This window comes from Burkholderia sp. Bp9142 (assembly GCF_003853415.1).
Taxonomy (GTDB): domain Bacteria; phylum Pseudomonadota; class Gammaproteobacteria; order Burkholderiales; family Burkholderiaceae; genus Burkholderia.
Genome location: NZ_QTPP01000029.1, coordinates 92,144 through 103,183 on the forward strand (window position 1 = coordinate 92,144; position 11,040 = coordinate 103,183).

The following is an 11,040-nucleotide window of genomic DNA, read 5'->3' on the forward strand; positions in this document are numbered from 1 at the left end:
CGGCCGGCGCGCCTCAGTCTCGCTCGCAGAACCCGAGGATTGCCGCCGCGACCGCCGCCGGCGCCTCCCGCTGCGGGAAGTGCCCCACGCCGTCCAGCACCTGTCGCGCGTAGCGCCCCGTAAAGAACCGCTCGCGACCGGCCGAGCCGTCCGGGTGATTGCAGGTATCCGCGCCGCCATGCAGCACGAGCGTCGGCACCGCCAGCACCGGTGCCGGGTTCAGCCGCGCATCGTCGTCCGCATAGGCCGGCGTGCCGGGCGCGAAGCCCCAGCGCTGCCGGTACGAATGCAGCACGACGTCGATCCAGTCGGGTCCGTCGAACGCCGCGGCGGCGGCCTCGAATTCCGCATCGCTGTACCAGCCCGGCGGCGACCACGTGTCCCACATCAGGCGTGCGAACGCGCGGCGGTCGTCGCGCAACGCACTCTCCCCGCGCGGCGTCGCCATGAACCAGTGATACCAGTAGTTGCGCGCCTGCTGCAGCGACAGCGGCTGCGCGGGATCGTTGGTGCCATAGCCGACTGACAGCATCACCAGGCGCGACGCGACGCCATCGCGCAACCCGCATGCGTTCGCGGCCGCGCGGGCGCCCCAGTCGTGCCCGACCAGCACGGGCCGCTCGAGGCCGAGCACGTCGGCGAATTCGAGCACGTCGCGCCCGAGCGCCGCGAGCTGGCCGCTGCGCGGCACGGTCGCGTCGCGAAAACGGGTCGGTGCGAAGCCGCGCAGCGCGGGCGCGAGCACGCGATAGCCGCGGACAGCCAGGGCTTCCGCCACCGCCTCCCAGCCGACCGGGCTATCCGGCCAGCCGTGCAGCAACACGGCCGCGCGTTCGCCGCGCGGATTCCATTCGAGATAGGCGAGTTCGAGCGACGCGGTCGTCGCAAATCGATAAGCGGTCATCGTGCACTCCGGTGGGTCAGTCTGAAGGTCGATGGTAGAGCCGCTTCTAATCACGATTCGCGGAGTATCATGATCCATTCTTCGAATATTGCGTTGAATCGACCGATGGAACCGCCGACCGATCCCGCGTCGACCGCCCTCGACATCGCGCTGTTGCGCACCTTCCTCGAAGTCGTCGACAGCCGCGGCTTCGCGCCGGCCGCGGAACGCCTCGCGCTGACCCCGTCCGCGGTCAGCGGCCACATCAAGCGGCTCGAACAGGCGGCCGGCACGATGCTGCTCGCGCGCACCACGCGCCGTGTCGCGCTCACGCCGGCCGGCGACACGCTGTACGCGTACGCGCGCAACATCGTCGACATGGAGCGCGAAGTGCGCGCCCGGCTGCGCGGCGCGCCCGCGCACGGCCGGCTGCGCGTCGGTGCGTCGGAAGACTTCGCGGGCACGTGGCTGCCGCAGGTGCTGCGCACGTTCCGCGACAGCCATCCGCGCACGTCGATCGAGCTGAAGGTCGGGATCACCGCGTCGCTGCTGCGCGAGCAGACGGTGGGCCGGCTCGACGTCGTGTTCGGCAAGCAATGCCGGCGGGTCGACGCACCGGGCGAACTGCTGTGGGAAGAACCGCTCGTGTGGGCATTCGCGTCGGATACGGCGCTCGACGCCGAAGGCCACGTGCCGCTCGCGCTGTTTCCGGAGCCGTGCGTGTATCGGGAAGCCGCGGTGTCCGCGCTCGCCGCCGCGCTGCGGCCATTCCGCGTGCTGTTCGAAAGCGGCAGCATGGCCGGCTGCATATCGGCCGCCCTCGCCGGCTTCGCGGTCACGGCACTCGCACGCAGCCAGCTGCGCGACGGCCTGCGCGCGTGCGGGCCGCACGACGGTCTGCCGGCGCTGCCGGCCGCACGTTTTTATGCGTTCGCGTCCAGGCCTGACGGCGCCGGCGCCGCGCTGATCGACGCGGTGCGGGCCACCGGGCGCACCCGGCAATTCGCCGCGCAGGCCGGCTGAACGCGCGCGCCGGCCGCCATACCTGTCGCATACCGCCGGCACCCGCCGATCGCCGTCAGCGCGTTCAGGCACTGCGCCCGTCTTCAGTCGCCGCTCGCGGTCGCACCCGTGTCGTGCAGCGCATCCGCCATCAGCTCCCCGAACCACTCGATGAACGCGTTGAGCCGCCGCGACCGGTGCCGGCGATGCGGATACACGGCCGACACGTCCATCGGCGCGGCCCGATGGCCGGGCATCACCTCGACCAGCGCGCCGCTGTCGAGCAGGTGCACGACGTCGAAGCGCGGAATCTGGATCAGCCCCATCCCGGCCATGCAGCTCGCGATATAGGTTTCGGCGTTGTTGACGATCACGCGGCTCGGCAGCGCCAGCGTGTGGCGCCCGCCGTCCGCGCAGTATTCCCAGCCGAGCTCGCGCCCGGTCGTCGGCGACGCATAGCCGATCGCCCAGTGCCCGTGCGCGAGCGCATCCGGATGCTCGGGCACGCCGCATTCGCGCAGGTAGTCGGGGCTCGCGCAGTTGATCAGCGCGAACTGCCCGAGCGGCCGCACGACGAGACTGCTGTCCGCGAGCCGCCCGACCCGGATCGCGCAGTCGACACCTTCCTGCACGAGATCGATCGAGCGGTCCGTCGAGCCGAGCGACAGTTGCAGCTTCGGGTGGCGGCGAAACAGCGACGGCAGTGCCGGCGCGATCACGCGGCGCGCGATCCGGCTCGGCACATCGACGTTCAGCCGCCCGATCACGTCGCGATCGCGGCGCCGGAACAGCCGGTCGAGTTCGTCGGCTTCCGCGAGCAGGCGCCGGCCGCGCTCGAGCAGCAGCGCGCCGTCGGCGGTCAGCTGGACCTGCCGCGTCGTGCGGTGCAACAGGCGCGTGCCGAGCGCCGTCTCGAGCTGCTGGACAGCAGCCGACACGGTCGCGCGCGGCACGTCGAGCGCATGCGCGGCCTTGATGAAGCTGCCCATCTCGGCAACCTGAAGGAAGATTCTGACCTGGTCCAGCTTGTCCATCGGCAGGCGGAAAACGTGGGTTCAGACGCCCGTCACCGGCCACTGCCGCGCGTCGCGGCAGATCCCGGCGGCACAGACGAAACGGGCGCGCGGCTTCGTGCCCGCGCGCCCGTCCATTGTCCATGCAAACGGTCCATTGCGGGCCGCCGCACGCACGCGACGCCCCCTGCACGGCCCGTTACTTGGTCGTATAGCCGCCGTTGATCAGGATCGTCTGGCCGGTGATCCACCAGCCGTCGGTCACGAGATGGCGGATGAACGGCACGACGTCCTCGATGTCGGTGAGGCCCGTCTTGCTGAACGGCGACAGCGCGGCCGCCGTCTTGTGATACGCGACCGCGTCGGCGCCTTCGGCCGGATAGAAGAACGGCGTGTCCATCGGACCCGGCCCGACCGCCGTCACCGAGATGCCGCGCGCGCCATACTCCTTCGACGCGGCGCGCGTGAAGTGCTCGACCGGCGCCTTCGACCCTTCGTAGGCCGCATAGAACGGCGTGAACGCGCCAAGCAGCGACGTCACGAGCGTGACGAGCTTGCCGTGATCCTCGAGGTGCCGCCCCGCTTCCTTGATGAAGAAGAACGCCGACTTGCTGTTCACCGCGAACATCTCGTCGTATTCGGCCTCCGAGATTTCGGTGAATGGCTTCTTCAGCACCTTGCCGACAGTGTTGATCGCGATGTCGATCTTGCCGAAGCGCTGCTTCGCGTCGTCGAACAGCTTCTCGACCGCGGCGGCCGTCGTCAGGTCGGCCTGGAACGTCGCGGCTTGCGCGCCGGCCGCGCGCACGGCGGCGGCCGTCTCTTCCGCCTGCGCCTGCGACGCCGCGCTGTTGTAGTGAATCGCCACCGCCTTCGCACCGTGGCCGGCCAGGTCCCGGGCGATCAGGCCGCCGAGATTCTTGGCGCCGCCTGCGATCAGGACGACCTTGTCTGCGAGCGTGTGAGTAGCCACGGTGACTCCTTTTAGCGTTGAATGAAGCTAGGAGTGTAGGCACGTGCGACGCGACGGTCAGCCGGGCGCGGCTGGATGGATTATCCAGAAAAACGATCCAATCACGAGGCCGGAACGGTGGCCTGCCCCACCGACGACCACCGCGAAATGTGCTCGATGCGGCATGACCCGATGCACGGCCGCCGGGTCGCGCGGGTCAGCGTGCGTACAGCACCGCGTCGATCTTGCCGAGCAGCCATTGCATGCCGGCCAGATGCTGCTGGTCGTGGCTGCACAGGTAGTGAAGGAGGCCGCGCACGGTCAGCGCGCCGTAGCCTTCGAACTCGCCGGTGCGTGCAAGCTGCGCGGGCGTGAGGCGCGCCACGAGGTCGAGCGTCTCGCGCCGTGCGTCGCGAATCGCCGCGAGCACGCCGGATGCATGCGCGGCGTCGTAGCGGCGTTCGAGCGCAAGCGCGTCGCCGTCGACCGACACGAGCAGCGGGTGATCTTCGTCGAGCATCCGCCGCAGCCGCACGTGGTAGCCGTCGATCTCGATGTCGCGCACGTGGCAGAGCTGCCCGAGCGGCGAGAAGTGCTCGCTCGGGATTCCGCTCCAGTCGTCGGGGGTCCAGCTCGCATAACCGTCCGGCACGGCGGCGAAATGGGCTTCGAGCTGGCGGGGAAAATCGGCGAGTGCATCGAACGTCATCGGATTCATGCGGCAAACCTCATGTCGGATGAAGGCCGCGGCAGCCCGGGCACCGGCCTGCCGCCGCCGTGGCACGACTTCGCGCTGAAGCCGTACGCCCCTTGCGTGCGATGCCTGTCGGTCGCGAAGCATGAACGCGCGCGGCGCTCCGGCAGCTTACCAGCGCGGACGGGTTCGTGCCGCTGCCGGCACGCAGCTTGATAGAATGCGCGCGCTATGGATCTCGAAAGCATTCTCTACACGCAGGGCTTCGGCTCGCGCCGCCAGTGCCGCGGCCTGATCGAAACGGGTCGCGTCACCGTCGCGGGCGCGAGCGCGACCGACCCTGACGCGTCGTTCGACACCGACGGTCTCGTGTTCACGGTCGACGACACCGCCTGGCCGTTCCACGCCCGCGCGTATCTCGCGCTGAACAAGCCGGCCGGCTACGAGTGTTCGCGCGAGCCGCAACACCACGCGAGCGTGTTCAGCCTGCTGCCCGCGCCGCTCGTCGCACGCGGCGTGCAGTGCGTCGGCCGCCTGGACCAGGACACGACGGGCCTGCTGCTGCTGTCCGACGACGGCCAGTTCGTGCACGCGTACACGTCGCCGAAGCGCAAGGTGCCGAAGACCTACGTCGCGACCGTGCGCCACCCGCTCGACGACGCCCAGCTGGACGCGCTGCGCGCCGGCGTGCAGCTCCACGGCGAGCCGAAGCCCATCGCGGCGGTCGCCGCCGACGCGCGCGACACGCGCGCGCTCGCGCTGACCGTCCTCGAAGGCAAATATCATCAGGTGAAACGCATGGTCGCCGCGGCCAGCAACCGGGTCGAGGCGCTGCACCGCGAAAGCATCGGCGGCTTCACGCTGCCGGACGACCTGGCGCCCGGCGCGTGGCTCTGGCTCGGGGAAAGCGACCTTTCAGCCCTGCGCAATCCCGTCAAAACCCTGTAAGGGAAAATCCGCACGACCGTTCGGTGTCCGGCCGCATCGCGGCCGCAGCATCCCCCGCTATACTGAAATCACAAGCTGTACGAGCAGCGATGCAGGGGAGACATCATGAACCTCAACCATTCTTTCGAACTGTCGTACGTGACGATCGCGTTCGCGGTCGCGGGTGCTCTCGTGATCGGCGGGCTGCTGGCCGCGATGCACATGAAGCACAAATATCATCCGAACCTGATCGGCGCACTGATCGGCGCGTTGCTGTGCTTCCTGCTGATCGAGGCGTTACCGGCGCTGACCTGACGTGCGGCCCGGCACGAGCGTTTGAAGGAATTCGTCTACGGTCGGATAGCGCAACGTCACGCACAATTCGGCCTTGAGCCGGGCATTGGACAGGCGCCGCGACTCGCGCATGAACGACAGGAGCGACGGCTCGAGCTGATGCTCGGCGTCCGCGCGGTTGATGCGCGGCGGCAGCGGCAGGCCGAACACCCGCGCGACCCGGTCGAAATACTCCCCCATCCGCAGTTCGCTGTCGTCCGACGCGTGCACGGCGCGCGCCGGCTTGCCGCGCACGGCCGCGCGGCGCAGGATCGTTGCGAGATCGTCCGCATGGATGTGGTTCGTGTAGACGTCGTCGGCCGGCTCGAGCGCCGGCGTGCCGCGCTCGAGCCGCGCGAGCGGCAGCCGGTTCGCCGCGTAGATGCCGGGAATGCGCACGATGCGCGCGGACAGCACGCCGCGCACCGTCGCCGCCCGCAGTTGACGCTCGGCCGACACGCGCCGGAACGCGCGCGGATTCGCGGGGCGCAGCGGCTGCGTTTCATCGATTCGCGCCCCGCCGCAATCGCCGTATACGCCCGTCGTGCTGGCGTAGACGAGCGTCGGTGCGCGAAGGGCGTCGGGTACAATACGCGCTGCCCGCCCCGGCACGCCGGCCTGTCGGGTCGCGGCGCGCAGCGTGCGAAGCCGGCCGACCGAAGACACCGACGGTGTGCAGGGTCGCCGTGCAGGCACGGACAATGCGGCGATCAGCGCACGGGTGCGGCGATCGTCGCGGCCGTCGGATTGCGGCGGCGCGAGATGCAGGATCGTGCGGGCGAGCCCCGCGATCCGTCCGAGCGTCGCCCGGCGATCGAGGTTGCCGACGATCGGCGTCGCGCCTGCCGCGCGCAATTCGTCGCGGCGGCCCGGATGGCTCGTCAGCGCGACGATGCGCAGGTTGCGGCGCGCGTCGCACCATTGCGCCACGCAGCGCAGGCCGACGTCGCCGCAGCCGACGATCAGTGCGCGCGGCCGGCGCAGGTTTCGAGTCGCGATCATGTTGGTTGCGAAATCAGTAGCCACCGTTGCGCGGCGCGCAACGGGCTTGCATTGTAGCTGCCGTGCGCGACATGCACGGTCCCCCACATTTTGTTCTTTTTGGTTCTATGGCATTCAACGTTACTCTCAAGCAAAGCGGCCGGCAGTTCCAGGTCGAGTCGGACGAAACCGTGCTGGCGGCGGCGCTGCGCCAGAACGTCCATCTGCCGTACGGGTGCAAGAACGGCGCGTGCGGCTCCTGCAAGGGCCAGATCGTGTCGGGCCAGATCGAACAGGGCCCGCACGCCGCGTCGGCACTGTCCAACGACGAACGCACGCGCGGGCTCGCGCTGCTGTGCTGCTCGAAGGCGCAATGCGACCTCGAGATCGACGTGCGTGAAATCGCCGGCGTCGACGGCGTGCAGGTGAAGAAGCTGCCGTGCCGGATCGCCGCGCTCGAGCGCCGCGCCGACGACGTGATGGTCGTGAAGCTGCAACTGCCCGCCAACGAGCGCCTGCAATACCTCGCGGGCCAGTACGTCGAGTTCATCCTGAAGGACGGCTCGCGCCGCAGCTATTCGATGGCGAACGCGCCGCACGAGGAAGGCCCGATCGAGCTGCACATCCGCCACATGCCGGGCGGCAAGTTCACCGACCACGTGTTCGGCGCGATGAAGGAGCGCGACATCCTGCGCTTCGAAGGCCCGCTCGGCACGTTCTTCCTGCGCGAGGATTCCGACAAGCCGATCGTGCTGCTCGCGTCGGGCACCGGCTTCGCGCCGATCAAGGCGATCATCGAGCACGTGAAGCATTCGGGCATCACGCGCCCGATGACGCTCTACTGGGGCGCCCGCCGCAAGAAGGACATCTACCTCGGCGAGCTCGCCGAGCAATGGGCGCGCGAGATCCCGAACTTCAATTACGTGCCGGTGCTGTCCGAGCCGGACGACGCCGACCAGTGGACCGGCCGCACCGGCTTCGTCCACCGCGCGGTGATCGAGGACCTGCCCGACCTGTCGGGTCACCAGGTGTACGCATGCGGCGCGCCGGTGATGGTCGAATCCGCGCAGCGCGACTTCACGCAGCACCACGCGCTGCCGGCCGACGAGTTCTACGCGGACTCATTCACGAGCGCCGCCGACCTCGCGCATCCGGTCTGAGCACCGGGCGCGCCCGCGCCCCGCTGCGCGCCGCCGTGTCACATCCGTGGCATCGCGGCGGTTTACAGTGGGGTGCGGGATGCCTTATGCTTGCGCACATGAACCGCTTCCTGTCCGCCCTTCGACGTCGCCGCTCGCCGCTCCGCCCGGATGCCGCCGGCTCGTCACGGACTCGCGCGTAACCCTCCTCCGCTTCACCGGTTACGCACAAGCTGTTCGACCCACCAGCCACGGCCTTCCGTGGCTTTTTTATTGCCCGTTTCCCTTTCAACGCCCGCTGGAGTCTGCTGCCATGCCCCTGAACGATTACCCGATCGACTCGCTGATGTACATCACGAACCGCCCCGACATCGTGTTTACGCACGGCAAGGGTTCGTGGCTCTACGATCACACGGGCAGGCGCTATCTGGACTTCATCCAGGGCTGGGCCGTCAACAGCCTCGGCCACTGCAACGATGGCGTGGTCGAAGCGCTGAAGAACCAGGCAGAAAAGCTGCTGAACCCGTCGCCGGCGTTCTACAACGAGCCGATGGCGAAGCTCGCGGGGCTGCTCACGCAGCACAGCGTGTTCGACAAGGTGTTCTTCACGAACAGCGGCGCCGAGGCGAACGAAGGCGCGATCAAGCTCGCCCGCAAGTGGGGCCGCAAGTTCAGGAACGGCGCGTACGAGATCATCACGTTCGACCACAGCTTCCACGGCCGCACGCTCGCGACGATGTCGGCCAGCGGCAAGCCGGGCTGGGACACGATCTACGCACCGCAGGTGCCGGGCTTCCCGAAGGCCGAGCTGAACGACATCAATTCGGTCGAGAAGCTGATCACCGGCAAGACCGTCGCGGTGATGCTCGAGCCGATCCAGGGCGAAGGCGGCGTGATTCCGGCGACGCGTGAGTTCATGCAGGCGCTGCGTGCGCTGACGAAGCAGCACAACCTGCTGCTGATCGTCGATGAGGTGCAGAGCGGCTGCGGCCGCGCCGGCACGCTGTTCGCATACGAGCTGTCCGGCATCGAGCCGGACATCATGACGCTCGCGAAGGGCATCGGCGGCGGCGTGCCGCTCGGCGCGCTGCTGTCGAAGGCCGACGTCGCGGTGTTCGAGGCCGGCGACCAGGGCGGCACGTACAACGGCAACCCGCTGATGACGGCGGCCGGCTATTCGGTGATCTCGCAGCTCGTCGCGCCGGGTTTCCTCGAAGGCGTGCGCGCGCGCAGCGAATACCTGAAGCGCAAGCTGCTCGAGCTGTCGGAGGAGCGCGGCTTCGAGGGTGAACGCGGCGAAGGCCTGCTGCGCGCGCTGCTGCTCGGCAAGGACATCGGCCCGCAGATCGTCGAGAAGGCGCGCGACATGCAGCCCGACGGCCTGCTGCTGAACGCGGCGCGCCCGAACCTGCTGCGCTTCATGCCCGCGCTGAACGTGACGACCGACGAAATCGACCAGATGATGGCGATGCTGCGGTCGATCCTCGACACGCTCTAAGGAGACCGCCGCGATGGATGCCGCTGCCGATGCCGTCGCCATCCGCCCGTTCGAACGCGCCGACACCGATGCCGTGCTGGCAGTCTGGCGCGACGCGTTCCCGCAGTACGACGAAGCCGGCGCGCCGCCGCACCGCGATCCGCTGCGATCGATCGAGCTGAAGCTCGCGACGCAGCCGGAGCTGTTCTTCGTCGCGACCTGCGGCGCGCGGGTCGTCGGCACGCTGATGGCGGGCTTCGACGGACATCGCGGCTGGCTCTACTCGTTCGGCGTGTCGAACGACGCGCGGCGACTCGGCATCGGCCGCGCGCTGATCGCGCATGCGGAACGCGCGCTCGCCGCGCGCGGCTGCCTTAAGATCAATCTGCAGGTGCTGCCCGGCAACGACGATGCGTGCTGCTTCTATGCGGCGCTCGGCTATCGCGTCGAGGCGCGCATCTCGTTCGGCAAGACGCTGCCGGCCGCGTGACGCCGCCGGCGGCCGCCGCCCTCAGCGCGTGATCGGCCCCGCGCCCGGCAGCGGGTTGCCGAGCGCGTCGGTCGGCACGGCCTGCTGCTCGAACGCCGCGAAATACGCGGCCCATTGCGACTCGCTCACGCGCACGATCAGCGCGCCGTCCTGCCACACGTCGTTGTGATCGTTGTGGTCATCGCCCGCGCGGTGCAGGTAGTTCGAGCCCGTCGAACCCTGGTTCATGTGCGTGTCGTGGATGCCGTTGCCTTCCCGATACGTGCGGCCGAACACGACGACGTCGAGCCCCTGCGACTGCGCGGCATTGACGAGCCGCAGCAGCGACGGGATCGGCTCCGCGTTCTCGGTGCCGTCCATCACCGCGCTCGCGCGCCATGCGCCCGTCTCGTTCAGGATGTCGCCGCGCAGATAGTCGAGCGCCGGCAGCGCGGCTTGCCCGGTGAGATCCGTGTAGCCTTCGGCCGCGGCCGCGAGCGTCGCCGTGACCGGATGGTGGAAATCGTAGACGAGCTTGTAGTTCAGCAGGTCGTCCGCGTCGTTGGTGCCGACGTTGATCGCGACGTCCCAGTCGCCCGCCGGCAACGCGAGCGTCAGGTGGATGTGATACTGGATCTCGCCGCCGTGCGGCGAGCCCTTCAGCTTCGCCACCGACGTCACCTTCGCCTTCACGAAACCGTAGTCCAGACTCATGCGTGCTCTCCGTGCCCGATGGATCGATCATGCTACGCAGCCCGCGTGTCGGTTTGCGGACGGCCGGTGGCGGACGGCCTTTACGCTACCGGGTCCCGCACCGCATGGCCGGCGTCACTGTCGAATGAATGGAGTCGCATCCGCGCGCGCCACACGAAAAAAAGGCTGTCACGGCATCCCGTGACAGCCTTTCGACAGCCCTTGCGCGGCACGCCGGCATCCGCCGTCGCGCCGCACCGGGCCCGCTCATTCACCCAGATACGCGGCCCGCACCTTCGGATCATCGAGCATCTGCTTCGCATCGCCTTCCATCGTGACCGTACCCGAATCCATCACGTAGCCGCGATCGGCCGCCTGCAGCGCCAGACGCGCGTTCTGCTCGACGAGCAGCACCGTGATGCCCTCCTTCGAGATCTCGCGCACCACTTCGAAGATCTTCTCGACCATGATCGGCGA

12 protein-coding genes and 1 pseudogene are annotated in these 11,040 nt (G+C 68.9%); 6 read left to right on the forward strand and 7 right to left on the reverse strand.

Translation table 11 applies throughout. From position 1 onward, the window contains the following. Window positions 1-13 precede the first annotated feature (13 nt). The gene (locus DIE22_RS27060) at window positions 14-904 is read right to left on the reverse strand and encodes an alpha/beta fold hydrolase (RefSeq protein ID WP_124606491.1); all 891 of its coding nucleotides are present in this window, start codon (window positions 902-904) and stop codon (window positions 14-16) included. Between the two features lie 105 nt (window positions 905-1,009). Here DIE22_RS27060 and DIE22_RS27065 point away from each other — a divergent pair, with 105 nt between their 5' ends. Continuing rightward, on the forward strand, window positions 1,010-1,906 hold the full coding sequence (locus tag DIE22_RS27065) for a LysR family transcriptional regulator (RefSeq protein WP_124500388.1): 897 nt from the start codon (window positions 1,010-1,012) through the stop codon (window positions 1,904-1,906). An 83-nt stretch (window positions 1,907-1,989) separates the two neighbouring features. Here the strand turns inward: DIE22_RS27065 and DIE22_RS27070 are convergent, their stop codons facing one another. From DIE22_RS27070 to DIE22_RS27080, 3 genes are all read right to left on the reverse strand, one after another. Further along, window positions 1,990-2,919: a LysR family transcriptional regulator gene (locus DIE22_RS27070; protein WP_124500387.1), complete on the reverse strand. Its 930-nt coding sequence runs from the start codon at window positions 2,917-2,919 to the stop codon at window positions 1,990-1,992. A gap of 178 nt (window positions 2,920-3,097) precedes the next feature. Next, complete coding sequence (locus DIE22_RS27075; protein WP_027785181.1) at window positions 3,098-3,871, reverse strand: SDR family oxidoreductase; 774 nt, start codon at window positions 3,869-3,871, stop codon at window positions 3,098-3,100. A 196-nt stretch (window positions 3,872-4,067) separates the two neighbouring features. Beyond that, complete coding sequence (locus tag DIE22_RS27080; protein ID WP_124500386.1) at window positions 4,068-4,568, reverse strand: DinB family protein; 501 nt, start codon at window positions 4,566-4,568, stop codon at window positions 4,068-4,070. 207 nt (window positions 4,569-4,775) lie between these two features. On the opposite strand from DIE22_RS27080, the gene DIE22_RS27085 reads away from it, so the two are divergent. Further along, a complete protein-coding gene (locus DIE22_RS27085) occupies window positions 4,776-5,492 on the forward strand; it encodes a pseudouridine synthase (protein ID WP_124500385.1) in 717 nt (238 codons plus the stop codon). Between the two features lie 105 nt (window positions 5,493-5,597). Beyond that, a complete protein-coding gene (locus tag DIE22_RS27090) occupies window positions 5,598-5,786 on the forward strand; it encodes a hypothetical protein (protein ID WP_124500384.1) in 189 nt (62 codons plus the stop codon). Here DIE22_RS27090 and DIE22_RS27095 read toward each other — a convergent pair. Further along, window positions 5,769-6,806 carry an NAD-dependent epimerase/dehydratase family protein gene (locus tag DIE22_RS27095; RefSeq protein ID WP_124500383.1) on the reverse strand — a complete coding sequence of 346 codons (1,038 nt, stop codon included), beginning with the start codon at window positions 6,804-6,806 and terminating at the stop codon, window positions 5,769-5,771. The two genes, DIE22_RS27090 and DIE22_RS27095, sit on opposite strands and share 18 nt — an antisense overlap. 107 nt (window positions 6,807-6,913) lie before the next feature. Here DIE22_RS27095 and DIE22_RS27100 point away from each other — a divergent pair, with 107 nt between their 5' ends. The 3 genes from DIE22_RS27100 to DIE22_RS27110 all read left to right on the forward strand — a co-directional run bounded on the left by DIE22_RS27100 (window position 6,914) and on the right by DIE22_RS27110 (window position 9,891). Next, a complete protein-coding gene (locus DIE22_RS27100; RefSeq protein ID WP_124500382.1) occupies window positions 6,914-7,945 on the forward strand; it encodes a CDP-6-deoxy-delta-3,4-glucoseen reductase in 1,032 nt (343 codons plus the stop codon). A gap of 292 nt (window positions 7,946-8,237) precedes the next feature. Further along, window positions 8,238-9,422 (forward strand): acetylornithine transaminase, encoded by a 1,185-nt coding sequence (locus DIE22_RS27105; protein WP_124500381.1) that lies wholly within the window; start codon window positions 8,238-8,240, stop codon window positions 9,420-9,422. 13 nt (window positions 9,423-9,435) lie between these two features. Beyond that, entirely contained in the window at window positions 9,436-9,891 is a 456-nt protein-coding gene (locus tag DIE22_RS27110; RefSeq protein WP_124500380.1) for a GNAT family acetyltransferase, read from the forward strand. A gap of 21 nt (window positions 9,892-9,912) precedes the next feature. Here DIE22_RS27110 and DIE22_RS27115 read toward each other — a convergent pair whose 3' ends face one another. Next, the gene (locus DIE22_RS27115; RefSeq protein ID WP_124500379.1) at window positions 9,913-10,584 is read right to left on the reverse strand and encodes a DUF2278 family protein; all 672 of its coding nucleotides are present in this window, start codon (window positions 10,582-10,584) and stop codon (window positions 9,913-9,915) included. A 246-nt stretch (window positions 10,585-10,830) separates the two neighbouring features. Next, a pseudogene (locus DIE22_RS27120) lies at window positions 10,831-11,040 on the reverse strand (ABC transporter ATP-binding protein); the annotation flags it as partial.

What these genes read in the sequence shown, in the direction of transcription:
- DIE22_RS27060 (WP_124606491.1), bottom strand. Translation starts at nt 904, where the DNA reads ATGACCGCTTATCGATTTGCGACGACCGCGTCGCTCGAACTCGCCTAT.
- DIE22_RS27065 (WP_124500388.1), top strand. Translation starts at nt 1,010, where the DNA reads ATGGAACCGCCGACCGATCCCGCGTCGACCGCCCTCGACATCGCGCTG.
- DIE22_RS27070 (WP_124500387.1), bottom strand. Translation starts at nt 2,919, where the DNA reads ATGGACAAGCTGGACCAGGTCAGAATCTTCCTTCAGGTTGCCGAGATG.
- DIE22_RS27080 (WP_124500386.1), bottom strand. Translation starts at nt 4,568, where the DNA reads ATGAATCCGATGACGTTCGATGCACTCGCCGATTTTCCCCGCCAGCTC.
- DIE22_RS27085 (WP_124500385.1), top strand. Translation starts at nt 4,776, where the DNA reads ATGGATCTCGAAAGCATTCTCTACACGCAGGGCTTCGGCTCGCGCCGC.
- DIE22_RS27090 (WP_124500384.1), top strand. Translation starts at nt 5,598, where the DNA reads ATGAACCTCAACCATTCTTTCGAACTGTCGTACGTGACGATCGCGTTC.
- DIE22_RS27095 (WP_124500383.1), bottom strand. Translation starts at nt 6,806, where the DNA reads ATGATCGCGACTCGAAACCTGCGCCGGCCGCGCGCACTGATCGTCGGC.
- DIE22_RS27100 (WP_124500382.1), top strand. Translation starts at nt 6,914, where the DNA reads ATGGCATTCAACGTTACTCTCAAGCAAAGCGGCCGGCAGTTCCAGGTC.
- DIE22_RS27105 (WP_124500381.1), top strand. Translation starts at nt 8,238, where the DNA reads ATGCCCCTGAACGATTACCCGATCGACTCGCTGATGTACATCACGAAC.
- DIE22_RS27110 (WP_124500380.1), top strand. Translation starts at nt 9,436, where the DNA reads ATGGATGCCGCTGCCGATGCCGTCGCCATCCGCCCGTTCGAACGCGCC.
- DIE22_RS27115 (WP_124500379.1), bottom strand. Translation starts at nt 10,584, where the DNA reads ATGAGTCTGGACTACGGTTTCGTGAAGGCGAAGGTGACGTCGGTGGCG.